Genomic DNA, 23,023 nt, shown 5'->3' with positions numbered 1-23,023 from the left:
TCGAGACGGGATCCGGCGCTTCTTTGTTGACATTCGCCAGAAATCTCTCGATTATCGAGACATGACCAGCGCCGTGATCACGTGGCTCCGCTTCCTGCTCGTGCTCGTGTTCGCGGGTGCCTTCCTCGGCCAGCTCCTGGTGCCCGTGGTCGCGCGAGAGCAGGGCGACGTCTTCCCCGAGGTCGAGCACCTGGTGGTGCCGTACTCGATCGCCGGGATCGCCGCGATCGCGTGCCTGCAGGCCGGGATCGTCTGCGTCTGGGCGCTGCTGACCCTGATCGGCGACGCGCGGATCTTCACCCCGCGTGCGCTGCGCTGGGTCGACGCGATGGCGGCGTGCGGGGGAGCGGCTGCGGGGATCTGCGCGCTCACCGCGGGGCACCTGCTCATGACCGAGGGGGGCGGCCCGGGCATCGTGCTCGCCGGGTTCGCCGCCATGGTGATCGGCGGCACGTTCGTCCTGCTCACCGTCGCGATGCGCGGCCTCCTCGCCGCCGCCATCGCGGACCGGGCGGAGCTCGCGGAGGTGATCTGATGCCGATCGTCGTCGATCTCGACGTGATGCTCGCCCGGCGCAAGATGCCCGTGGGCACGTTCGCGAGCCGGGTGGGCCTGTCGCCCGCCAACGTCGCGGTGCTCAAGAACGGCCGCGCCAAGGCGATCCGCTTCACCACGCTTGAGCGGATCTGCGAGGTGCTCGACTGCCAGCCCGGCGACATCCTGCGGTGGGAGCCCGAAGACGCCTGAGACGCGAACGGGGTCGGGCCCGTGAGGGCCCGACCCCGCTCAGCGCGAAAGCGCGAGGATGGTGCGTGTACTACGCGCGATTCGCCCGGTAGTAGGCGATGAGCGCCTGGGTGGACGCGTCCTGCGCGGCGAGCGCCGCATCGTCCCCCTCGATCGCGGGAGCGATCTCCAGGGCGAGCTTCTTGCCCAGCTCGACGCCCCACTGGTCGAAGCTGTTGATGCCCCACACGATGCCCTGGGTGAAGGTGATGTGCTCGTAGAGCGCGATGAGCTGACCCACCACCGCCGGCGTGAGCGACGGGGCGAAGATCGACGTCGTCGGCTTGTTGCCGGCGAACGTGCGCGCGGCCACGAGGGCGCCGGTGGTGCCCTCGGCCTCGACCTCCTCGGCGGTCTTGCCGAACGCGAGCGCCTTGGTCTGCGCGAGGAAGTTCGCGAGGAACAGCGCGTGGACGTCCTGGCCGCCGTCCTCGAGCGGGTACGCCGGGTTGACCACCGCGATGAAGTCCGCGGGGATCAGGCGCGTGCCCTGGTGGATCAGCTGGTAGAACGCGTGCTGGCCGTTGGTGCCGGGCTCGCCCCAGAAGATCTCGCCGGTGTCGGTGGTGACGGGCGTGCCGTCCCAGCGCACCGACTTGCCGTTGGACTCCATGGTGAGCTGCTGGAGGTACGCGGGGAAGCGGTGCAGCTGCTGCGCGTAGGGCAGCACGGCGTGCGACTGCGAGCCGAGGAAGTTGCAGTACCAGACGTTGAGCAGGCCCATGAGGACGGGCACGTTCTTCTCGAGCGGCGTCTCGGCGACGTGGCGGTCGACGGCATGGAAGCCGGCGAGCAGCTCGCGGAAGGCGTCGGGGCCCAGCGCGATCGCGAGCGACAGGCCGATCGCCGAGTCGACCGAGTAGCGGCCCCCCACCCAGTCCCAGAACCCGAACGCGTTGGCGGGGTCGATGCCGAACGCCGCGACCTTGTCGAGCGCCGTGGACACGGCGACGAAGTGGTGGGCGACGGCGTTGGTGCGCTGCGCGTCGTCGGCCGTGATGACGCCGGCCTTCTCGAGCTCGGTCCACAGCCAGTCGCGGGCGAGGCGCGCGTTGGTGAGCGTCTCGAGGGTGGTGAAGGTCTTCGACGCCACGATGAACAGGGTGGTCTCGGGGTCGAGGCCCTTGACCTTCTGGCCCATGTCCGTCGGGTCGATGTTGGAGACGAACCGCGCCTCGATGCCGGCCGTCGCGTACGGCTCGAGCGCCTCGTAGACCATGACGGGGCCCAGGTCCGAGCCGCCGATGCCGATGTTGACGATGTGCGTCACCGCCTTGCCGGTGATGCCCTTCCAGCCGCCGGAGCGGACGCGCTCGGCGAACTCGTCGATGCGCGCGAGGACCTCCTGGACGTCGCCGTCCACGTCCTGGCCGTCGACCACGAGCGCCGGCTGCGTGCCGGACGGGCGGCGCAGCGCGGTGTGGAGCACGGCGCGGTCCTCGGTGGTGTTGATGTGGTCACCGGCGAGCATCGCGGCGTAGCGGTCCGCGACGCCGGTCTCCTCGGCGAGCTTCACCAGCGACGCGAGGATCTCGTCGGTCACGAGGTTCTTGGACAGGTCGACGTGCAGGTCGGCCAGCGGGAGGGAGTAGCGCTCCACGCGGCCCGCGTCGGCGGCGAACCAGCCGCGGAGGTCGGGGGTGAAGGAGTCCTGAAGGGCGGCCAGCTCGGCCCAGGCGGAGGTGGCGGTGGGATCGATGGGTGCAGTCACGGTTGCCAGGCTAGTCCCGTGGGAGACGATGCGCCCAGGACCTGGGTGCGCCTGCTCGCCCTCGGGGCGGGGTTCCGATAGTTTCCAGGTGCAACGTCGCACCATCCTTCGGATCGGAGTCCCCCATGACCGAGATGCATGCCTCGACCCGCCACGGCTTCTGGGATCGCGGAGGATTCTGGAAGGCGGTGCTGATCGGCGTCGGCTACGTCGCCATCAACACGGCGATCGGCTACCTGGTCGCGACGGTCCTCGGCGACCTCATCGATGCCGACAACCTGCTCTCGGATCCCCTGTCGATCTTCCTCGGCGCCTGCCTGTCGATCCTGGTCAACGGCATCATCCTGGCGGTCCTTGCCGCGCGGCTCGGGTGGTGGCGGCAGATGCTGCGCCAGCCCACGAACCTCAGCCGCAGCTGGTGGATGTGGGTGCCGGTGCTCGGCGTGCTCGTGTGGAACATCATGCGGTTCGTGGCGGCGGACTACGCCGGCTTCGCGGTGGGATCCGTGGTGATGATCCTGGTGCTGGGGCTCCTGGTCGGCTTCGCGGAGGAGCTCGCGACGCGCGGATTCGCGGTCAACCTGCTGCGCCGGGCCGGCTACCGCGAGATCTGGGTCGCCGTGCTGTCCTCGCTGGTGTTCGCCTCGATGCACCTGGGCAACGCGTTCTCGATGGACATCCCGACGGTGCTGGTCACCGTGGTGTACACGTTCTTCTTCGGGATCGCGATGTACTTCACGCTGCGCGTCACGCGGAGCCTGGTCTGGCCGATGCTCCTGCACGCCACCACCGACCCGTCGGGCATGCTGCTCTCGGGCGGCATCGACGTGCAGACGGATGCCGCCGCGAGCGGGGGCCTCGCGTCGATCGCGGCCCTCGCGAACTACGTGGTGATGATCCTCGGCATCCTGCTGGTCTGGTTCATCCGTGGGCGGGTCGACCGGTTCAAGGAGTACGGCCTGGGCGAGCCCGCCTCGGAGCCGTCGGGGACGCCGGCCTGACGGGTTCCACCGTGCCGACGCAGGGCGGTCGCCGCGCGTCCGGCCCGTCGTGTGTCAGGAAGCGTGTCCCGGGTCGTGCGGGTCGCGCCGCGGCCGGGGCCGGCGCCACAGCAGCGCTGCCGCCACGGTGCCGGACGCCACGATCGCGACCGTGATGAGGATCAGCACGATGTACCGGGGCTCGGCCGCGGCGGGGTCGTAGGGGAGGCTGTCGGACCACGCGAGCGACACCTTGACGAAGACGAGCGCGAGGATCCACCCGGCGAGGCCGGTGGCGAGCGCCCACGCGCGGCGCCTGGTCACGCGTGCCCGAGCTCGGAGTCGATCCGGTCGCGCCAGTCGTCGCCCGCGAGTCCCGCGCGGTCGAGCAGGTCGGGCCAGTCCTCGCGCGCGTGGTCGAGCGCGTCCTCGAGGAGCGTGAGGCTGCCCCGCGCCGCGAGCAGGATGGCCGCCTGGATGCGCTCCGGGTCGGCAGCGTGGGGGGTGCGGAGCCGCTCGAGCGCGCTCACCACGCGCGGCGCCGCGCGTCCGAAGTCCTCGGCCGCGCGCTCCGCGATGCGATCTCCCACCACTGCCATGGCGGCGATCCTCCCATGCGGCGCCGCACCGGGCGTCACGCGAGCGGGGACGTCGGTGATCTCCCCATGACGCACGCGGATCTCGCGAGACCGTCATCGACTTCCCCGTGGCGCGCAGGGGCGCTGATGGACAACGCGGAAGGGCGCGGGCTTACAGTTCCGGCGCGACCGCCCGGCGGCCCTGCACGTAGACCCCTGCGATCGCGGGCTGGCGCAGCCCCACCATGAGGGTGAACAGCTCCTCGAGCGTCGCCTGCGTCTCGTCGTCCGAGCGGATGCCCCTCGACAGCATCCCCTCGAGCGGCTCCCAGCGCGACGTCTCGATCAGCAGGAAGTCGGCGTCCTTGCCCGGTTCGAGGTTGCCGAACGCGTGCTCCATGTCGAGCGCCCGCGCGCCCGCGAGCGTGGCGGCGAACAGCAGCTCCGCCGGGTGCAGCGCGGTCCCCGCGTCGCCCTCCTCGGAGATGTGCACCTTGTAGGCGTCCCCGGCCACGCGCGAGATGAGCCACTCGTCGCCCGCCCCGATGTCGGACCCCAGCGCCACGTTGACGCCCGTCGCGACGGTCGCCCGCCACGGCATCGTGCCCGAGCCCAGGAACAGCTGCGAGGTGGGGCAGTGCGCGATCGACGTGCCGGTCTCCGCCATGCGCGCCAGCTCGCGCGGCTGGCAGTGCACCGCGTGCGCGAGCGACGAGCGGCGGCCCAGCAGCGACCTCCCGCCCGAGCGGGAGCCCGGCAGGAACCGTCCGTCGTACGTGTCGAGGTACGCCTCGACCCCGTACGAGCCGAGCACGGCGGCGATCTCGCCGTCGCCCTTGCGATTGTTCTCGTTGAGGTGGCTGTGGAAGTAGACGCCGTGGAGCTGCGCCTCCTCGTACAGCTCGCCCATCGCCGCGAGCGTGCGCCCCGTCACCGACAGCGAGAAGCGCGGCACCACCGCGACCTGGACGTGCGCGGTACGCGGGTCGCCGGTGTCGACGGCGTGCCAGCGGTCGATCTCGTCCTGGATCAGCTCGATGGCGCGGTCCTCGGTGGTGAGGAGGGCCGCGGCGGCGTCGGGGCCCACGGTCTGGACGCCGCGCCCCGAGACGATGCGCAGTCCGGCGGCGAGGGTCTCGCGGTACAGGGCGTCCTGGGCCACGGGGAACGCGGAGCCGAACACCATCGCGGCGGTGGTCCCCGCCGCGATGCGGCGGCGCGTGAAGTAGCGCGCGGCGCGGTCGGCGAAGTCGGCGTCGCGGAACTGCGTCTCGGTGGGGAAGATGCAGTGGTCGAGCCACTCGAGCAGCTGCCCGCCGCCGTGGGCCGCCGTCGCGTACGACTGCGGGAAGTGGACGTGCGAGTCGACGAACCCGGGCAGCAGGTAGTCGGCGCGCGTCACGGGCGCGCCTGCGAAGGCCGCGGGCAGGTCCGCCCACGGCCCCGTCCACGCGATCATCCCCTCGCCGTCGACCACCAGCGCCCCGTCGGGGATCGACACCAGGTGCGAGGCGACGTCCGTCTGCGCGGGCGCGCCAGCGATGTGGAACAGATGAGCGCGATACACGCGGACGCCGGTGTCCCGTGCGGTGTCTGCCGATGGCATGCCTGAAATCCTCCCCCGTGCGCGGTCGCGGCGCGCATCGTCACCGTAGTCGGCCCCCGTTTCGGGGGCGTTTCGGGTATCCCCAGGCCGCCCTCGGTGACCCCAGGCGTGTCGCGCGGCGTGTCGCGCGGCGTGTCGCGCATCGTCCCTCCGACTTACCCACAGGGAAGTCCCTCCACTGTGTGTAAATTGTGTGTAAATCTGTGGATGAAACACACCATCTAGTGGTGGCATCCGGACGCACCCCCCATATATAGTGGCGCTTGCTGTCCAACGTTTCGTCTCTCGAAAGGACGTCCCCATGACGATCTCGGTCTACTCGAAGCCCGCCTGCGTGCAGTGCACGGCCACCAAGAAGGCGCTCGAGCGCGCCGACCTCGAGTTCCAGATCTTCGACGTCACCGAGGACCAGGACGCGTACGACACCGTCATGAAGCTCGGCTACCTGCAGGCCCCCGTGGTCATCGCCGGCGACGAGCACTGGTCCGGCTTCCAGCCCGACCGCATCGCCGCCCTCGCCGAGCGGGCCGCCTCCTAACCGAGCCGCCGCATGGCCTCCCTGGTGTACTTCAGCTCGGCCTCGGGCAACACGCATCGCTTCGTCGAGAAGCTGGGCGTGACCGCGGACCGGATCCCGCTGTACCCCACGGAGGCGCCGCTCAAGGTCGACGAGCCCTACGTGCTCGTGCTCCCCACGTACGGCGGGGGCACCGAGGGCGGGGCCGTCCCCAAGCAGGTCATCAAGTTCCTGAACGACGAGCACAACCGCTCGTTCATCCGGGGCGTGATCAGCGCGGGTAACACCAACTTCGGTTCGGCCTACTGCATCGCCGGCGACATCGTCGCCCAGAAGTGCAAGGTGCCGCACCTGTACAAGTTCGAACTCTTCGGAACCCAGGACGACGTGGACGCCGTCCGCCATGGATTGGATGTGCTGTGGAAGCAACAGTGATCGACGCCCCCCGCACGGGCATGGACTACCACTCGCTCAACGCGATGCTCAACCTCTACGACGCCGAGGGGAAGATCCAGTTCGACAAGGACCGTGAGGCGGCGCGCGAGTACTTCCTCCAGCACGTCAACCAGAACACGGTCTTCTTCCACTCGCTCAAGGAGCGCCTCGACTACCTGGTCGAGAAGAAGTACTACGAGCCGGAGGTCCTCGCGCAGTACTCGCAGGAGTTCCTGCAGGAGATCACGGACTTCGCGTACTCGAAGAAGTTCCGCTTCCCGACCTTCCTGGGCGCGTTCAAGTACTACACGAGCTACACGCTGAAGACGTTCGACGGCCAGCGCTACCTCGAGCGCTACGAGGACCGCGTGGTCATGGTCGCGCTGACCCTCGCGGCGGGCGACCAGGAGCTCGCGATGAGCCTCGTGGACGAGATCGTGTCGGGCCGCTTCCAGCCCGCGACCCCCACGTTCCTCAATGCCGGCAAGGCGCAGCGCGGCGAGTTCGTCTCCTGCTTCCTGCTGCGCATCGAGGACAACATGGAGTCGATCGGCCGCTCGATCAACTCCGCGCTGCAGCTGTCGAAGCGCGGCGGCGGCGTCGCGCTGTCGCTGTCGAACATCCGCGAGGCCGGCGCGCCCATCAAGCACATCGAGAACCAGTCCTCGGGCATCATCCCCGTGATGAAGCTCCTCGAGGACTCCTTCACCTACGCGAACCAGCTGGGCGCGCGTCAGGGCGCGGGCGCGGTGTACCTCAACGCGCACCACCCCGACATCATGAAGTTCCTCGACACCAAGCGCGAGAACGCGGACGAGAAGATCCGCATCAAGACCCTCTCGCTGGGCATCGTGGTGCCGGACATCACGTTCGAGCTCGCGCGCAACAACGAGGACATGTACCTCTTCAGCCCCTACGACGTCGAGCGCGTCTACGGCGTCCCCTTCGGCGACATCTCGATTTCCGAGAAGTACGCCGAGATGGTGGACGACTCGCGGATCCGCAAGACCAAGATCTCGGCCCGCTCGTTCTTCCAGACGGTCGCGGAGCTGCAGTTCGAGTCGGGCTACCCGTACATCGTGTTCGAGGACACGGTGAACAAGGCGAACCCCGTCAAGGGCCGCATCAACATGTCGAACCTCTGCTCGGAGATCCTCCAGGTCAACACCCCGTCGACCTTCAACGAGGACCTCACCTACGCGGAGACCGGCAAGGACATCTCCTGCAACCTGGGCTCGATGAACATCGCGACCGCGATGGACGGCGGCGACCTCGGCAAGACGGTGGAGATCGCGGTCCGCGGCCTCACCGCCGTGTCGACCCAGTCGGCCATCGACGCGGTGCCGTCGATCCGTTACGGCAACGACCGCGCCCACGCGATCGGCCTGGGCCAGATGAACCTCCACGGCTACCTGGGCCGCGAGCGGATCCACTACGGCTCCGAGGAGGGTGTGGACTTCACCAACATCTACTTCTACACGGTGCTGTTCCACGCCATCGCGGCGTCGAACGCGATCGCCACGGAGCAGGGCGCGACGTTCGAGGGCTTCGAGGACTCGAAGTACGCGTCCGGCGAGTTCTTCGACAAGTACACCGAGCAGGAGTGGGTCCCCGCGACCGCCCGCGTCGCCGAGGTCTTCGAGAAGGCCGGCATCGCGATCCCGACGCAGGACGACTGGCGCGAGCTCAAGGCGAAGGTGCAGAAGGACGGCATCTTCAACCAGAACCTCCAGGCGGTGCCGCCGACCGGCTCGATCTCGTACATCAACAACTCGACGTCCTCGATCCACCCGATCGCGTCGCGCATCGAGATCCGCAAGGAGGGCAAGCTGGGCCGCGTCTACTACCCGGCGCCCTTCATGGACAACGACAACCTCGAGTACTTCGCGGACGCCTACGAGATCGGCCCCGAGAAGATCATCGACACGTACGCCGCGGCCACGCAGCACGTGGACCAGGGCCTGTCGCTCACGCTGTTCTTCCCCGACACCGCCACCACGCGCGACATCAACAAGGCGCAGATCTACGCGTGGCGCAAGGGCATCAAGACCATCTACTACATCCGCATCCGCCAGATGGCGCTCGAGGGCACCGAGGTCGAGGGCTGCGTCAGCTGCATGCTGTAGCGTCCCGCGCATCGTCCTTCAAGCCACGTTCAAAAGGAACAGACATGACCGAGAAGCTGACCCTCGTCAGCCACGTCGACGCCATCAACTGGAACCGCATCCAGGATGACAAGGACGTCGAGGTGTGGAACCGCCTCACCGCCAACTTCTGGCTGCCGGAGAAGGTGCCGCTGTCCGGCGACATCCAGTCCTGGGCGACGCTCACGCCCGAGGAGCAGACGCTGACGATGCGCGTGTTCACGGGCCTCACGCTCCTGGACACCATCCAGGGCACCGTGGGCGCCGTGTCGCTCATCCCCGATGCGCTGACGCCGCACGAGGAGGCCGTCTACACCAACATCGCGTTCATGGAGTCGGTGCACGCCAAGAGCTACTCGTCGATCTTCTCGACGCTGTGCTCGACGCCGGAGATCGACGCCGCGTTCCGCTGGTCCACCGAGAACCAGAACCTGCAGCGCAAGGCGCAGATCGTCCTCGACTACTACCACGGCGAGGACCCGCTCAAGCGGAAGGTCGCCTCGACGCTGCTCGAGAGCTTCCTGTTCTACTCGGGCTTCTACCTGCCCATGTACTGGTCCTCGCGAGCCAAGCTCACGAACACGGCCGACATGATCCGCCTCATCATCCGCGACGAGGCCGTGCACGGCTACTACATCGGCTACAAGTTCCAGAAGGGGCTCGAGCTCGAGTCGGAGGCGCGCCGCGAGGAGCTGAAGGACTACACCTTCAGCCTCCTGTACGACCTCTACGAGAACGAGGTGCAGTACACGCACGACCTCTACGACGGCCTCGGCATGGCGGAGGACGTCAAGAAGTTCCTGCACTACAACGCCAACAAGGCCCTCATGAACCTGGGCTACGAGGCGCTGTTCCCGTCCACCGTGTGCGACGTGTCCCCGGCGATCCTCTCGGCGCTGTCGCCCAACGCGGACGAGAACCACGACTTCTTCTCGGGGTCGGGCTCGTCGTACGTGATCGGCAAGCACGAGGAGACCACGGACGACGACTGGGACTTCTGAGTCCCGTCCGTACGCTCGCGAGAGGCCTCGCACCCGATCCGGGTGCGAGGCCTCTTCGCTGAGGGACGATGCGCCGGCCGGGTTATCCACAGATCCGCCGGCGCCGTTGTCGCGTCCTCTGCCCGTCCGTAGACATGTCGCAAGGGTGCGCGACGGTCGCGGCTCCGCCGGCGGAGGGGGTCGATGACGATGCGCAGGCGTGGTGTGTGGGTGGCGATCGCGACGGGGGTCGCGCTGCTGAGTCCGATCGCGGTGGCTCACGAGGCGTCGGCGGTGGCTGATGGAAGCGTGGTCGCCTCGCTCGGGGCGGATCTCCCGTGGCAGACCTGGGGCGCCTGCGGCATGAGCACCGCGAAGAACAAGACCATCGCGACCTTCAAGCGTTACGGGACGGTGCAGACCCGCCTCTGGTGCGGGGAGCGTCGCTGGGGGTTCCGCCACATCGAGATGCGCCACGCCGTCGACTTCGAGAACGTCGCGGCGGGGACCAACCTCGCGGGAAACTGGCGGTACATGGCGGACTATGCGATCCGCAACGTGCTCGCGAATCCGGCGGTCAAGTTCTACCGGCTCAACAACAAGTACTGCTATTCGCGCTCGCTGCCGGTCCGCGACGCACGCACCGGGCAGTACCTCAAGTGGCGCACCTTCCAGATCGTCGTCGATGTCAGCCAGAACAAGATCATCACGGCGACCCCCGCGGGCGGGCACTGCCGCCCGCTAGGTTGAGGCCATGACCACCGTCGACGAGCTCGTCGCCTACTGGAACCGCTACTACGGGGGCATGCCGGCGGTGCGCACGCCGGAGGGCTTCCAGGTCACCAGGCTTCCCGAGCAGGTGCTCGAGGGCGTGCCTCTCGTGGCGCAGGTGGTGGTGGACGACGCGAAGCTCGGAGAGGTCGCCGCGCCGATCGCGGCAGACCGGTTCCTGGATGGCGACGTGCTCGGGATGCTGGGGATCTACATCTCGGAGGTTCTCGAAGGCGCCATCGGCGAGGGGCACGCACGGTTCGGATGGGTCGCGGACGACAAGGGCACCTACTGGTTCGACCCGATTCCCGACCCCGACGCGTGACCTTTCGCGCGCGCTGACGCGACGCGCACCGCGGCCGCCATCCCGCCGTCGCCGTAGGTGACCTCGCGGAGCGGCTCCTCCGGATGCCTGATGAGAAGATCCTCCACGCGCGCGCCGAGCCCGATCGCACGTCCCTCGAGCGCGAGCAGAGCCTCGCGCAGGTGCGCGTCGAAGAGCGGCAGGTGCTTGTCGATGAGAGCGCCGTACAGGTCGAGCCGCTGGGTCATCGATCGGACATTCGCCGAGACGGGGGAGGTGCGGTACTCGATCAGCGGCTCCGGCACGATCCCGATCGAACCGCCGCCGGCCAGCAGCGACAGGAAGAGGTCCCAGTCCTCGAAACCCGAACGCATCGCCTCGTCGTAGCCGCCAGACACCTCCCAGGCGGAGCGGCGCAGCAGCGTGGTCGCGGGGCACGCGTTGCGCGCGAGGAAGTCCACCGCACGACCGCCGCCGGGCCGCACCTCCGCCTCGAGCACGCCGTGCGTGCGCATCCAGCTCGAGGCGGCGACCATCTCGGGGTCGCCGTCGAGCAGCGCGAGCGTGCGCGCGAGGAAGGCGGGAGCGAGCCGGTCGTCGCCGTCGAGCACCACCACGAACGGCTCGGCGACCGCGCGGATCCCGGCGTTCCGCGCCGCGCTCACGCCCGCGTTCGCCTGGCGGAGCACCTCGGTGGCGCTCGCCGCGAGCCGCTCGAGCACGGTGAGCGATGCGGGATCGCTCGAGCCGTCGTCCACGACCACCACGCGCGCGGGCCGCACGGTCTGCGCCCACGCGGACGCGACGGCCTCGGCGACCAGCTCTCCCTGGTCGAAGGCGGTGATGACGACGCTGACCTCGGACACGCCGCCAGGCTAGTGGAGCGGCTGGCGCCGGGGTGAGACTGGGGTCATGGCCGACGCGGAGATCAGGGACGGCGACCGCTGTGAGGTGGTCGCGGGGACGCACGCCGGCAAGTCGGGCGTGGTGGCCGACCTCAAGACGAGCAAGACCGGCGCCGTGACCATCACCGTGGTCCAGGACACGGGCGAGCGCTTCAAGACGCTCGCCAGGAACGTCCGCCTCGTCGAGGGCTGACCGCCTACACGAGCCCCGAGTACTGGTGCCAGGCGGGACCGGCGGCCGGCGCATCGTCCCTGGTCACCGACGCCTGGATGAGGCCGTACGGGCGGTCGTCCGCGTGGAAGACCTCGTTGTCGTTCGCGATGCCGAAGCGCGCGAGGTCGTACGCGAAGTGGTGCTTGTTCGGGGCCGAGAGGCGCACCTCGACCAGCTCGGGCACGGCCTCGAGGGCGGCCTTGCCCATCTCGTAGAGCGTCTGCTGCAGCGCGAGCGAGTGGAAGCCCGCGAAGGTCTCGACCAACGCTGCCTTGATCTCCGCGTAGGTCTCGTCGAAGTCGAACGTCTCGGCGTCCACCTCGCCGAACCGCCACTTCGCGACCAGCGACGTCGCCATGATGCGGTCGGAGGTCGGCTCGAGCACCGTGTACTCGTCCTTGAGGAAGCCGTGGAACTCGGAGCCCGAGGACTTCAGCACCACCAGGTCCTTGAGGCCCCCCGTGATCCACGTCGCGCCGTCCTCGACGGTCACCGCGACGGTGCGGACCTCCTGGCCGGAGCGGACCCAGGCGAAGTCGTGCTCGGCGCCGCCCACGGACACGCGCTCCCACGCGAACTCCTCGAGCTCGACGCGGGCCTGGTCCACGGGCTCGACGTCCGCCACGAAGTGGGTGGCGAGCGCGAGCGCGTACCGCTCGAGCGACTCGAGCCCCACCGTCTTGGCGAACGCGTACGAGGTCTGCTTCTGGGTGTCCGTCGGCAGCACCGCGCCCTGGTCGCCGGTGAGGTGCGCGTCCTCGAAGCGCCCGCGCAGGCACGTGGAGACGTTGACGTCGCGGATCTCGTGGCGCGGGGTGTCGCGCACGATCCGCACGATCCGGTTCTCGGCCTTGCCGTACTGGTGGTCGCCCAGGATGATCGCCACGTCTACCTCCGGTGATGGGTGCTCTGGGTCACGCTAGTCCGCGTGCGTGTCCTTGACATTACGAGGGGTTACGGGCGTGTGACCAGGACGCCGTCCGCGTCCTCCGAGCCGGCGATCCATACGCGCCGCACGCGACCCGTGAGCGCGCGACCGTCGTAGGCGCTCACGGGGTTGCGGTGCGCGAGCTCCGCGGCATGCACCTCCCACGGCTCGTCCGGTGCGAACGCCACCAGGTCCGCATCTCGCCCGGCCTCGATCGCGCCCTTCGCGCCCAGCCCGGCCCACGCCGCCGGGATCGCGGACGTCCACGCCGACACGTCCGCGAGCGAGTAGCCGCGCAGGCGTGCGCCCGTCCACACGGCGGCGAGCGACGTCTGGAGCCCCGCGATGCCGCCCCACGCCACCCCGAAGTCGCCGTCGCCGGCGAACTTGAGGTCGGCGGTCGCGGGGGAGTGGTCCGAGGCGACGAAGTCGATGACGCCCTCGGCGAGCGCGCGCCACAGCGCGTCGCGGTTGGCCTCCGAGCGGATGGGCGGGCAGCACTTGTACTGCGTGGCGCCGTCATCGATGTGGGCGGCGTCGAACGTGAGGTAGTGCGGGCAGGTCTCGACCGTGAGGGGCAGGCTCTCGGCCCTGGCATCCGCGATGAGCGGCAGCGCGGCGGCCGCGGACAGGTGCAGGATGTGGGCGCGCACGCCGGTTGCGCGCACCCCAGCGATCACGGCCTCGATCGCGTTGGTCTCGGCGGACTCGGGGCGCGAGTCCACGAAGGACCCGTACCCGCGCCCGATCCCTGACTCGTGAAGCGAGAGCACGTCCGGGTCCTCGGCGTGCACGATGAGGAGCCCGCCGAAACCCGAGATCTCCTCCATCGCCACGCGCAGCTGATCGCGGTCCAGATGCGGGAACTCGTCCACGCCGGACGGCGCGAGGAAGCACTTGAAGCCGAACACTCCCGCGTCCCACAGCTGCCGCAGCGATCCCAGCGAGGACGGGATGGCCCCGCCCCAGAAGCCCACGTTGACGTGGGACTTCGCGGCGGCCACGGCCCGCTTCACGCCCAGCGCCTCCACCGACACGGTCGGTGGGATGGAGTTGAGCGGCATGTCGATGAAGGTGGTGACGCCGCCGGCGCGCGCGGCCCGGGTCGCGGAGTCGAAGCCCTCCCACTCGGTCCGGCCCGGCTCGTTCACGTGGACGTGGGTGTCGACCCCGCCGGGCAATAGGACCTCGTCCGCGGCCAGGGTGACCTCGACGGCCGCGGTGACCGGCGCATCGTGCGGGCCGACCGCGACGATCCGCCCGCCCGCGATCACCACCGACGCCGGCGCCTCCCCGTCGGGCAGGACGGCGCGCGCGGCGCGGATGACGAGGTCGTTCATGGATTCCCTCCCCGACGGCTGACAGACTGGCGGACGTGTTCGAGATCGCGCGCGAGGCGCTGGGGGTGCTGCACGAGGGCGGCGCGCTCGGCGTCGTGGTCGTGACGGCCGTCCACGGCTCCACGCCCCGCGCGCCGGGCTCCGCGATGGCCGTCACGACGGACGGGCGCGCGATCGGCGCCATCTCCGGCGGTTGCATCGAGTCGGAGGCCTACGAGCTCGCGCTCGCGCGCCTCGGCGACGCCGCTCCCGTGCACGCGACGCTCGGCGGCGAGGGCGACCTCCTCAAGCCGGGCCTCGCGTGCGGCGGCGCCGTCGACGTGCTCGCGTTCCACGTGGGACCGGGCGACCGCGGCATCGTCCGCGCGCTCGAGGCGTCCCTCGCGGACGGCGAGGTCACGCTGGAGCTGCCCGGCGGCCACCGCCTCACCCGACCCAGGGCGCCGCGCCTCGTGATCGTGGGCGCCGTCGACTTCGCGCCGGCGCTCGCCGCGGCGGGACGCGCGCTCGGCTACCGGGTGATCGTGGTCGACCCGCGCCCCGTGTTCGCGACCCGCGAGCGGCTGCCCGCCGCGCACGAGGTCCACGTCGCCTGGCCGGACCGGTTCCTGCGCGACCTCGAGATCGAGGAGTCCACGGTGATCTGCGTCCTCACGCACGACGACCGCGTCGACGTCCCGGCGCTCGCGGTCGCGCTCGCCTCGCCCGCAGGCTACGTGGGCGCGATGGGCTCGCGCGTCACGCACGAGCGCAGGCTCGAGCGCCTGCGCGAGTCCGGCGTGGGGGACGATGCGCTGGCCGGGTTGCGCTCGCCGATCGGCCTGGACCTGGGTGGGTCCTCCCCGGCGGAGACCGCGATCGCGATCCTGGCCGAGGTGATCGCGGACCGGACCGGTGCGAGCGGTAGGCCCTTGCGAGAGACGCGCGGCGCTATCCATCGGCGGTGACCCCGGCCGCCAGCCGCCACACGCGGTCGCGGGTCATCGGCAGCTCCATGGGGCGTGCCCCGATCGCGCGGCGGATCGCGTTGGCGAGCGCCGGCGCGACGGGGTTGTACGGCGACTCGGACATGGACTTGGCGCCCAGCGGACCCAGCGAGTCGGAGGTGTCCGCGAAGTAGACCTCGGTGTCGGGGACATCCGCGATCTGCGGGACCCGGTAGACGCGGAAGGCGGGGTTGGTGGGCGCGCCCTCCGGTCCCATCAGCACCTCCTCGTACAGCGCCGACCCGATGCCCTGCGCCACGCCGCCCTCGATCTGGCCGCGGCACTGCGCGGGGTTGAGCACGGTGCCGGCGTCCGCGGCCTGGATGGACTGCAGGATGCGCACGCGGCCCGTCTCGACGTCGACGGCGACCCGCGCGGCGTGGACGTTGAACGCGAGCGAGCGGATCTTGCCGTCGGTCTCGCCGTGCGCCGTGAGGCCCTCGGGAGGGACGGCGGCCCCGTCCTCGAGCAGCGACCGCAGCGCGACGGCCGCGGCATGCACCGCCTTGCCCGCGACGGTGATGCCGGTCGAGCCCCACGCGCCCGTGTCGTGCGAGGTCGCGTCCGTGTCGGAGGTGCGCAACCGCACCGCGCCCGGCGCGATCCCCAGCACCTCCGCGGCGAGCTGCGTGAGCACGGTGTGGGTGCCGTTGCCGAACTCGACCGTGCCGGCCGCCACCTCGACGGTGCCGTCGGGGAAGGCGGTGACCGCGGCCGTCGCGGGGTGGCCGCGCGGCGGGATGGTCGCGATCATGCTGAGCGCCATGCCCTCGCCCACGGCCCAGCCCGCGGGGGCCTCGACGCCGTTGCCGCGCACCAGCGCCGCCTGGGCGAGGTCGAGGCATTGGTCGAGCCCATAGGACCCGAAGATGAGGTCCTCATGGTGGCGCCGCTCGGTCACCCCCAGCTTGTCGCCGTCGCGCACCGCGTTGAGGCGACGCAGCTCGAACGGGTCGATCCCGAGCTGCAGCGCGAGCTCGTCGAGCGCGGACTCGACCGCGAAGATCACCTGACCCAGGCCGTAGCCGCGGAACGCCCCGGCGGGCGTGGTGTTCGTGTACACCACCTCGGCATGCAGGCGCTTGGCGGGGGAGCGGTACGCCTCGAGCGACTCGGCGCAGCCGTGGAACATCACGCCGATCGCGTGGTTGCCGTACGCGCCGGTGTTGGACAGCACCTCGATGTCCATGGCGGTGAGCCGGCCGTCGGAGTCGGCCCCGAGCGTCGCGGTGACCCGGAAGGGGTGGCGCGTCGCGGTGCGCACGAACTCCTCCTCGCGGGTCATCTCGTACGCGACCGGGCGCCTCGTGCGCAGCACCGCCAGCGCCACGATGTCCTCGGTGAAGATCTCCTGCTTGCCGCCGAAGCCACCGCCCACGCGCGCGGAGAAGACCCGCACGGTGGCGGGGTCGAGGTCGAGCACCAGCGCGAGCTCGTCTCGCGTGAGGAACGGCACCTGGGTGCTGGTGCGCAGGGTGAGCCGGCCGTCCTCCGCGATCCAGCCGATCGAGCCGTGGGTCTCGAGCTGCGCGTGGCTGACCCGCGCGTTCGACCAGGTGCCGGTTGCGACCGCGGTGGCCCGCGCGAGGCCCCTCCCGACGTTGCCGTAGGCGCCGCGCCAGGACGCGACAAGGTTGCGGGACGCGTCCTCGACCCCGTCCTCCGGCGTGAGGCCGGGGTGGATCAGCGGCGCGCCGGGAGAGCGCGCCTCCTCGGGGTCGAGCACGGCGGGAAGCACCTCGTATTCGACCTGAAGTGCGGCGCATCCGGCCTCCGCGAGCGCAGGCGTGTCCGCGACCACCGCCGCGACGCGCTGGCCGCGGAACCGCACGGTGGAGTCGAGGATGCGGGTGTCGCGGGGGTCGTCGAGCCGGTTGGCGTGGCGCGCGGTCGAGTAGCGGGTGACGGGCGCGTCCTCGTGGGTGAGGACCGCGTGGACCCCCGGCATGGCGAGCGCCGCCGAGGCGTCGATGGAGACGATGCGCGCGTGGGCGTGAGGCGATCCCAGCACCTTGAGATGGGTGAGGCCGGGCACGTCGACGTCGAACGTGTACGGCTCCCGGCCCTGCACCACCCGGTCCGCCGCGGGAGGCCGGACGTCGGTGCCCGCGGCGACCGGTGCATCGTCCCCCTGCGGGACTTCCGGCGTCCTGCCGGTGCCGGGACACCCCACGCACTCCCCGCCGCAGCCGCGCACCGCGTGCTCGACTGCCTCGCGGATGGGGCGGTAGCCGGTGCAGCGGCACAGGTTGCCCTTGAGGCGCTTGTCGAGCTCCGGCAGGTCATCCTCGGTGAGCGTGGACGCGGTGACGGTCATGCCGGGCGTGCAGAAGCCGCACTGGAAGGCGAAGTGGCGGGCGAAGGAGTCCTGGATGGGATGCGGAGATTCGCCGGGCGCGAGGCCGCCCGCGGTGGTCACCTCGCGGCCCTCGGCGCGGAGCGCGGGGTAGAGGCACGAGTGCACCGGCCGCCCATCCACCAGCACGGTGCACGCGCCGCAGTCGCCCGCGTCGCAGCCCTTCTTCACCGTGTGGACGCCGCGTTCGCGCAGGTAGGTGCGCAGGCATTGGCCGGGGCGAGGGTCGCCCTCGAGGGGTGCGCCGTCGACCTTCATGCGAGCTCCTCGGCGACCTCGGCGGCCAGGACACCCGCGACGTGGCGTCGCCAGTCCGCCGCGCCCAGGGCGTCCGCGTAGAAGCCGGTCGCGGCGCGCGCATCCTCGCGCGCAGCGTCCGGTCCGGGGGGAGCCGGGTACCTCAGCACGGTGGGGGTGAGCGTCGCGGCCGTGATGACGATGACGGTGCGGCCGTCCGCGTGCGCGCGGCCGGTGACCACGGCGCCGGAGCGGCCCAGCTCCGCGAGCGCGATCTTGCGCAGCGAGGCGCGGGCGCGCAGGGCGTCCGCGGGGATGCGGATCTCGCGGATGAGGTCGCCGTGCGCGAGCGACGTGGTGCCGTTGCCCGTGGGCAGGTCGGCGACGGGGATGATGCGGTCCTCGCCGGCGGCGGTCCAGATCAGCGCGTCGGCGTCGAGGGTCGCGGAGGCGGCCAGCATCGCGCCGGCCGAGTAGGCCCGCGCGATGTTGCCGATCACGGTCGCCTCGTTCCAGATCTTGAAGCCGGCGAGCAGCGCGTCCGCGGCGGCGGCGAACAGCGGCTGCGCGGCCCAGCCGATGTGCGGGGGCAGCGCGAGCAGGTCCGCGATGGTGCAGGCCGGTCCGATGGTGAGCCCCTCGCGGCTCACCTCGAGGCTCGGACCTGGTAGCCCGGCCACGTCGACCAGGCCCGTGACATCGCGGTTCGGCTCGGAGAACAGCCACGTCCCGCCGGCGAGGAAGCGCTCGCCCGGGTCCAGGCGGACGTCCTCGCGGGTGGCGGCGCGGCGGTAGGCCGCGACCGTCGTGAGATCCATGCCGCGCTCCTTCCGCACCGTGACCATCGGGACTTTCGGGCGAGTCTGCCACGCACGAATGTCACGGTTGTGTCACGGAACTGCGAATTTACGAGGGCGAAACACAACGGGGCATGTTCATGAAATGAACATTCCATAGCGTCGTCCCGACGTGCCGGGCGTGTGTCCGGATGCCGCGGGAGGCGACCCCACCACCATGCTCCCCGGCGCATCGCGCGTCCATCCGAAGAGGGAGAACACATGCGTTTCATGAACGGCAAGGCGGGGCGCCTCACGGCTGCCGCCGCCGGTGCGGCGGTCGCCGCGCTCGCGCTCGCGGCCTGCTCGTCGGGCGACGCCGACCCGGCGGCCTCGGAGTCCGGCGAGGCCATGGAGGAGGCGGTCTCCTACGGCGACCTCACCGTCCAGCTGTCCTGGATCAAGAACGAGGAGTTCTCCGGCGAGTTCTTCGCGGACTCGATGGGCTACTACACCGAGGCGGGCTTCGACTCGGTCGAGCTGGTGCCCGGTCCGTCGACCGGTGCCGCCGAGCTGCTCTCGGGCACCGCGGACGTCGCGCTCTCGGACGCCGTGTCGATCGGTTCCGCGGTCGCCGCGGAGGAGGCGCCGCTGAAGATCATCGGCACCACGTACCAGAAGAACCCGTTCACGGTCCTGTCGCTGGCTGACGGCGGCAACATCGCCACGGTCGACGACATGATCGGCAAGAAGATCGGCGTCCAGGACTCCAACACCGCGCTCTTCGAGGCGCTGCTCGCCGCCAACGGCCTCACCACCGACGACGTCGAGATCGTGCCCGTGCAGTACGACCCCGCGCCGCTCACCAACGGCGAGGTCGACGGCTTCATCGCGTACCTCACCAACGAGTCCATCACCGTCGAGGCCGCCGGCTACGACACCGTGAACCTGCCCTTCGCCGACAACGGCCTGCCGTTCGTCGCCGAGACGGTCACCGTCACGGACCAGTCGATCGCGGAGAACCGCGACGCGCTCAAGGCGTTCCTGTACGCCGAGATCATGGGCTGGACCGACGCGGTCAACGACCCGGAGGAGGGCGCCCGCCTCGCGTACGAGGAGTACGGAGCCGACCTCGAGCTCAACCCCGAGAACTCGATCGCCGGCGCGATCGCGCAGGCCGAGGACCTGGTGGTCTCGGACGAGACCGCGGCGAACGGCCTGTTCACCATCTCGGACGAGCTCCAGGCCGCGACGCTCGACTCGCTCGCCGGCGCCGGCATCGAGCTCGAGGCCGCCGACCTCTTCGACCTCAGCCTGCTGGCCGAGGTCTACGAGGAGCACCCCGAGCTCGTCGCCTACGCGGGCTGATCTGCGGGAGCACCAGTGACCGACGTCACCGAGACCGGTGCCCGGGGCGAGACCGCCCCGGGCACCGGCCTGCAGATCTCCGGGCTCACCAAGGTCTTCACCTCCGGGAAGAAGACCGTGACCGCGCTCCAGGACGCGAACCTCCACACGGACCGCGGCTCGTTCCTGGCCCTGCTCGGTCCCTCCGGCTGCGGCAAGTCGACCATCCTGCGGATCCTCGCGGGCCTCGAGCAGCCCACCAGCGGCACCACTCGCGTCGACGGACGCTCTCCCAAGGACCTGCGCGCCTACAACGAGCTGGGCATCGCGTTCCAGGACTCGGCGCTGCTTCCGTGGCGGTCGGTCTACAACAACATCAAGCTGCCGTTCGAGGTCTCGGGCAAGCCCGTCGACCACGACTACATCGAGGAGCTCATCGAGCTGGTGGGCCTCAAGGGCTTCGAGAAGGCCAAGCCGTCCCAGCTGTCGGGCGGCATGCGTCAGCGCGTCTCGATCGCGCGGGCGCTCGTCCTCAAGCCGTCCGTGCTGCTGCTCGACGAGCCGTTCGGTGCGCTCGACGACATGACGCGCCAGCGGCTCAATCTCGAGCTCATGCGCATCCTCGCCGCCAAGCCGGCCACCACGCTGCTCGTGACGCACGGCATATCCGAGGCGATCTTCCTCGCCGACCAGGTGGCCGTCATGAGCCCGCGCCCGGGTCGCGTCAAGGAGGTCATGCAGATCGACCTGCCCCGCCCGCGCACGCCCGACATCCAGCGCAGCCCCGAGTTCCACGCGTACGTGGACCAGGCCTCTGAGCTGCTGTTCGGCGCCGGCGGCGCGGCCACCGAGGACGACTGATGGAGCGCAGGCTCCCGCCGTGGGCCACCGCGATCGTCAGCGCCGTCGCGCTCGTGGCGCTGTGGTGGATCTCGTCGATCACCATCTTCGCGAACGTCGGCTCGGGCAACACCAAGGCCATCCCCACGCCGTGGCAGGTGATGGTGGAGTGGGGCGAGGTCGGTCTCGACTTCTACATCACCCACTTCTCGGTCACGCTCAGCGAGGCGCTGCAGGGCTACCTGTGGGGCAACGGTGTCGCGCTGGTGCTGGCCGCGCTCGTGATGGTGGTGCCCAAGCTCGAGGCCTCCGTCATGCAGCTCGCGGTGATCTCCTACTGCATACCGATCGTCGCGATCGGCCCGCTGCTGGTGCTGATCTTCGAGGTGCCGTCCAAGGGTGAGCCGTCCGGCACCGCGATCTTCATCGCGGCACTCAGCGTGTTCTTCACCACGGTGGTCGGGTCGCTGCTGGGCCTGCATGCCGCGGACAAGGCCAGCCTCGACGTCGTGCACGTCTACGGAGGGTCGCGGTTCACGCAGCTGCGCAAGGTGCGCGTGGTCGCGGCCCTGCCCGCGGTGCTCACCGCGCTGCAGATCGCGGTGCCGGCGGCGTTCCTGGGCGCGGTGCTCGGCGAGTACTTCGGCAAGGTCGAGACGGGGGTCGGCCCGGCGATGATCGTCGCGCAGCAGTCGCTCAACTCGCCGCGCGTGTGGGGCATCGCGCTCGCCTCGGGCGCGATCGCGCTCGCGCTGTACCTGGCGGTCGGGCTGCTCACGCGGCTGTCGACGCCCTGGGCGAAGGGGGCCGCCGCATGACCGCCGTCACAGAACGTCCCTCCACGCCCGGGCACGACGAGGAGCTCGCCGCTCAGGTGAAGCGTCAGGCCCGCCGGGCGACCCTGAAGTCCCTGGGCACCTCGCTTCTCACGTTCGCGCTCACCCTGATCGCGGTCGTGGTGATGTGGCAGGTCGTGCTGTGGGTCTCCGACCTGTCGCCGTACGTGGCCAAGGGTCCGGCGGACGTGTGGAACTTCTTCTTCGTGGAGGACGATGCCGCGGAGAACCGGGCCGAGATCGCCTCCAACCTGGCGGTCACGCTGCGCGACGCGACCATCGGCTTCGCGGCCGGTCTGCTGCTCGCGCTGCTCGGCGCGATCGGTTTCCGCCTGTCGAAGGGCTTCGAGCACGCGGTCATGCCGCTCGCGCTGCTGCTGCGCTCCGTGCCGCTCATCGCGTTCGCGCCGGTGATCATCATGATCTTCGGGCGCGAGTTCATGACCGTCGCGGTCATGGGCGGCATCGTGGTGCTGTTCCCGGCGCTCGTGAACATCGCGTACGGCCTCAAGCAGGCGTCCGAGCAGACCCTCGAGGTGGTCCAGGTCTACGGCGGCAGCCCCATGAAGCAGCTCACCACCGTGGCGCTGCCCGCGTCGCTGCCGGCGTTCTTCGCCGCGGTGCGCGTGTCCGTGCCGGGCGCCATCACCGGTGCGCTGCTCGCCGAGTGGCTCGCGACCGGTCAGGGCATCGGCGGCGCCATCAACGGCTACTCGACGTCCGCCAAGTTCGACGAGCTGTGGGCCTCCGTGGTGGTGGTGACCGGCGTCTCGCTGGTCCTGTACAACCTGGTCCAGATCCTCGAGAACACCGTGCTCACCCGGATGGGCATGCACCCGTCGAAGCGGGTCTGAGCGTGGCGGAGGCCGAGGTCGCGGACGCGGCCGCCGCACGGCTGGGGGCGCGGCTGCGGGAGCTGCGGAAGGCGCGTGGGCTCACCCTGGTGGGGCTCGCGGAGGCCACCGAGCTCTCGCACCCGTTCCTGTCCCAGGTCGAACGCGGCCTCGCCAACCTGTCGCTGCCGTCGCTGCGGCGCATCGCGGTCGCGCTGGAGACCAGCCCGGTCGAGCTGGTGGCCGCGGCGGAGGCGGGGGACGATGCTCCGGTCCGGCCGGTCGAGGTGGTGCGGGCGGGCACACGGCGGCCCACCCCGGAGGGTTTCGCGCGCGGTCCGGCGGTGTCCCTGGTGAGGGGTGCACGGCCGTTCACGCCGATCCTGGTGTCCTCGGACTCGCCCGAGCCGGGCGAGGTGTTCGTCCACGCCGAGGACGAGTTCGTCTACGTCCTCGAGGGCGACGCCGTGGTCGAGACCGACGGGAAGGCCCGCGCGCTGTCCGTCGGCGACTCGGTCTACTACGCCGGCGGAGTGCGTCACCGGTGGTGGGGCGCGGACTACCGGCTCCTGGTGGTGAAGCAGCAGGTGCGCTGACTCGCGCCGTCGGGTCG

The 23,023-nt window shown here is 70.5% G+C and carries 25 protein-coding genes; 16 read left to right on the top strand and 9 right to left on the bottom strand.

The window, feature by feature from the left end; genetic code table 11:
- Positions 1 to 61: 61 nt before the first annotated feature.
- Positions 62 to 535, top strand: a complete 474-nt coding sequence (locus AOM01_RS07400) for a DUF2975 domain-containing protein (protein WP_062291260.1) — start codon at positions 62 to 64, stop codon at positions 533 to 535.
- Positions 535 to 747, top strand: coding sequence for a helix-turn-helix domain-containing protein (locus AOM01_RS07395; RefSeq protein ID WP_062291257.1), 213 nt, complete (start codon positions 535 to 537; stop codon positions 745 to 747). Before AOM01_RS07400 ends, AOM01_RS07395 begins: the two co-directional genes overlap by 1 nt.
- Before the next feature lie 70 nt (positions 748 to 817).
- Here the strand turns inward: AOM01_RS07395 and pgi are convergent, their stop codons facing one another.
- Positions 818 to 2,497 (bottom strand): glucose-6-phosphate isomerase, encoded by a 1,680-nt coding sequence (pgi, locus tag AOM01_RS07390; RefSeq protein WP_062291254.1) that lies wholly within the window; start codon positions 2,495 to 2,497, stop codon positions 818 to 820.
- A gap of 125 nt (positions 2,498 to 2,622) precedes the next feature.
- Here pgi and AOM01_RS07385 point away from each other — a divergent pair, with 125 nt between their 5' ends.
- Positions 2,623 to 3,498 (top strand): CPBP family intramembrane glutamic endopeptidase, encoded by an 876-nt coding sequence (locus AOM01_RS07385; RefSeq protein WP_062291252.1) that lies wholly within the window; start codon positions 2,623 to 2,625, stop codon positions 3,496 to 3,498.
- A 54-nt stretch (positions 3,499 to 3,552) separates the two neighbouring features.
- Here AOM01_RS07385 and AOM01_RS07380 read toward each other — a convergent pair whose 3' ends face one another.
- From AOM01_RS07380 to AOM01_RS07370, 3 genes are all read right to left on the bottom strand, one after another.
- The gene (locus AOM01_RS07380; RefSeq protein WP_062291249.1) at positions 3,553 to 3,801 is read right to left on the bottom strand and encodes a hypothetical protein; all 249 of its coding nucleotides are present in this window, start codon (positions 3,799 to 3,801) and stop codon (positions 3,553 to 3,555) included.
- On the bottom strand, positions 3,798 to 4,076 hold the full coding sequence (locus AOM01_RS07375; protein ID WP_062291246.1) for a hypothetical protein: 279 nt from the start codon (positions 4,074 to 4,076) through the stop codon (positions 3,798 to 3,800). Before AOM01_RS07375 ends, AOM01_RS07380 begins: the two co-directional genes overlap by 4 nt.
- Positions 4,077 to 4,227: 151 nt before the next feature.
- Positions 4,228 to 5,661, bottom strand: a complete 1,434-nt coding sequence (locus AOM01_RS07370; RefSeq protein WP_062291243.1) for an amidohydrolase family protein — start codon at positions 5,659 to 5,661, stop codon at positions 4,228 to 4,230.
- A gap of 301 nt (positions 5,662 to 5,962) precedes the next feature.
- On the opposite strand from AOM01_RS07370, the gene nrdH reads away from it, so the two are divergent.
- The 6 genes from nrdH (at position 5,963) to AOM01_RS07340 (ending at position 10,833) form a co-directional block, all read left to right on the top strand.
- Positions 5,963 to 6,199, top strand: a complete 237-nt coding sequence (nrdH, locus tag AOM01_RS07365; protein ID WP_062291240.1) for a glutaredoxin-like protein NrdH — start codon at positions 5,963 to 5,965, stop codon at positions 6,197 to 6,199.
- A gap of 12 nt (positions 6,200 to 6,211) precedes the next feature.
- Positions 6,212 to 6,613 carry a class Ib ribonucleoside-diphosphate reductase assembly flavoprotein NrdI gene (nrdI, locus tag AOM01_RS07360; protein WP_062291237.1) on the top strand — a complete coding sequence of 134 codons (402 nt, stop codon included), beginning with the start codon at positions 6,212 to 6,214 and terminating at the stop codon, positions 6,611 to 6,613.
- Between the two features lie 20 nt (positions 6,614 to 6,633).
- Positions 6,634 to 8,739, top strand: coding sequence for a class 1b ribonucleoside-diphosphate reductase subunit alpha (gene nrdE / locus AOM01_RS07355; RefSeq protein ID WP_062291835.1), 2,106 nt, complete (start codon positions 6,634 to 6,636; stop codon positions 8,737 to 8,739).
- Between the two features lie 44 nt (positions 8,740 to 8,783).
- Positions 8,784 to 9,758 carry a class 1b ribonucleoside-diphosphate reductase subunit beta gene (nrdF, locus tag AOM01_RS07350; RefSeq protein ID WP_062291234.1) on the top strand — a complete coding sequence of 325 codons (975 nt, stop codon included), beginning with the start codon at positions 8,784 to 8,786 and terminating at the stop codon, positions 9,756 to 9,758.
- A 183-nt stretch (positions 9,759 to 9,941) separates the two neighbouring features.
- Positions 9,942 to 10,487 (top strand): hypothetical protein, encoded by a 546-nt coding sequence (locus AOM01_RS07345; protein WP_156155886.1) that lies wholly within the window; start codon positions 9,942 to 9,944, stop codon positions 10,485 to 10,487.
- 4 nt (positions 10,488 to 10,491) lie between these two features.
- Positions 10,492 to 10,833: a hypothetical protein gene (locus AOM01_RS07340; RefSeq protein ID WP_062291229.1), complete on the top strand. Its 342-nt coding sequence runs from the start codon at positions 10,492 to 10,494 to the stop codon at positions 10,831 to 10,833.
- On the opposite strand, the gene AOM01_RS07335 is transcribed toward AOM01_RS07340, so the two are convergent.
- A complete protein-coding gene (locus AOM01_RS07335; protein ID WP_062291226.1) occupies positions 10,797 to 11,678 on the bottom strand; it encodes a glycosyltransferase family 2 protein in 882 nt (293 codons plus the stop codon). The two genes, AOM01_RS07340 and AOM01_RS07335, sit on opposite strands and share 37 nt — an antisense overlap.
- A gap of 46 nt (positions 11,679 to 11,724) precedes the next feature.
- Here AOM01_RS07335 and AOM01_RS07330 point away from each other — a divergent pair, with 46 nt between their 5' ends.
- Positions 11,725 to 11,910, top strand: a complete 186-nt coding sequence (locus AOM01_RS07330; protein ID WP_062291223.1) for a KOW motif-containing protein — start codon at positions 11,725 to 11,727, stop codon at positions 11,908 to 11,910.
- A gap of 4 nt (positions 11,911 to 11,914) precedes the next feature.
- On the opposite strand, the gene pucL is transcribed toward AOM01_RS07330, so the two are convergent.
- Positions 11,915 to 12,817, bottom strand: a complete 903-nt coding sequence (gene pucL / locus AOM01_RS07325; RefSeq protein WP_062291219.1) for a factor-independent urate hydroxylase — start codon at positions 12,815 to 12,817, stop codon at positions 11,915 to 11,917.
- A 68-nt stretch (positions 12,818 to 12,885) separates the two neighbouring features.
- Entirely contained in the window at positions 12,886 to 14,199 is a 1,314-nt protein-coding gene (allB, locus tag AOM01_RS07320) for an allantoinase AllB (RefSeq protein ID WP_062291216.1), read from the bottom strand.
- Positions 14,200 to 14,234: 35 nt separating this feature from the next.
- Here allB and AOM01_RS07315 point away from each other — a divergent pair, with 35 nt between their 5' ends.
- Positions 14,235 to 15,146, top strand: coding sequence for an XdhC family protein (locus tag AOM01_RS07315; protein WP_062291214.1), 912 nt, complete (start codon positions 14,235 to 14,237; stop codon positions 15,144 to 15,146).
- Here the strand turns inward: AOM01_RS07315 and AOM01_RS07310 are convergent.
- Both AOM01_RS07310 and AOM01_RS07305 read right to left on the bottom strand, forming a co-directional pair.
- Positions 15,130 to 17,799 (bottom strand): molybdopterin-dependent oxidoreductase, encoded by a 2,670-nt coding sequence (locus AOM01_RS07310; protein WP_062291212.1) that lies wholly within the window; start codon positions 17,797 to 17,799, stop codon positions 15,130 to 15,132. The two genes, AOM01_RS07315 and AOM01_RS07310, sit on opposite strands and share 17 nt — an antisense overlap.
- Positions 17,796 to 18,596: an FAD binding domain-containing protein gene (locus tag AOM01_RS07305; RefSeq protein ID WP_062291208.1), complete on the bottom strand. Its 801-nt coding sequence runs from the start codon at positions 18,594 to 18,596 to the stop codon at positions 17,796 to 17,798. The genes AOM01_RS07310 and AOM01_RS07305 overlap by 4 nt, the downstream gene beginning before the upstream one ends.
- Positions 18,597 to 18,836: 240 nt before the next feature.
- On the opposite strand from AOM01_RS07305, the gene AOM01_RS07300 reads away from it, so the two are divergent.
- From AOM01_RS07300 to AOM01_RS07280, 5 genes are read left to right on the top strand one after another with little or no spacing between them, the layout of a single operon-like run.
- Positions 18,837 to 19,922, top strand: a complete 1,086-nt coding sequence (locus AOM01_RS07300; RefSeq protein ID WP_228374245.1) for an ABC transporter substrate-binding protein — start codon at positions 18,837 to 18,839, stop codon at positions 19,920 to 19,922.
- A 15-nt stretch (positions 19,923 to 19,937) separates the two neighbouring features.
- Positions 19,938 to 20,762, top strand: a complete 825-nt coding sequence (locus tag AOM01_RS07295; RefSeq protein WP_062291205.1) for an ABC transporter ATP-binding protein — start codon at positions 19,938 to 19,940, stop codon at positions 20,760 to 20,762.
- Positions 20,762 to 21,559 (top strand): ABC transporter permease, encoded by a 798-nt coding sequence (locus tag AOM01_RS07290; RefSeq protein ID WP_062291201.1) that lies wholly within the window; start codon positions 20,762 to 20,764, stop codon positions 21,557 to 21,559. Before AOM01_RS07295 ends, AOM01_RS07290 begins: the two co-directional genes overlap by 1 nt.
- The gene (locus AOM01_RS07285) at positions 21,556 to 22,431 is read left to right on the top strand and encodes an ABC transporter permease (protein WP_082110076.1); all 876 of its coding nucleotides are present in this window, start codon (positions 21,556 to 21,558) and stop codon (positions 22,429 to 22,431) included. Before AOM01_RS07290 ends, AOM01_RS07285 begins: the two co-directional genes overlap by 4 nt.
- A 2-nt stretch (positions 22,432 to 22,433) precedes the next feature.
- Positions 22,434 to 23,006 (top strand): helix-turn-helix domain-containing protein, encoded by a 573-nt coding sequence (locus AOM01_RS07280; RefSeq protein ID WP_169746533.1) that lies wholly within the window; start codon positions 22,434 to 22,436, stop codon positions 23,004 to 23,006.
- The last annotated feature ends 17 nt before the right edge of the window (positions 23,007 to 23,023 follow it).

Origin of the sequence: Demequina phytophila (assembly GCF_000971135.1) — a bacterium.
Taxonomy (GTDB): Bacteria; Actinomycetota; Actinomycetes; order Actinomycetales; family Demequinaceae; genus Demequina; species Demequina phytophila.
This window is presented reverse-complemented; position numbering and strand designations above follow the sequence as displayed.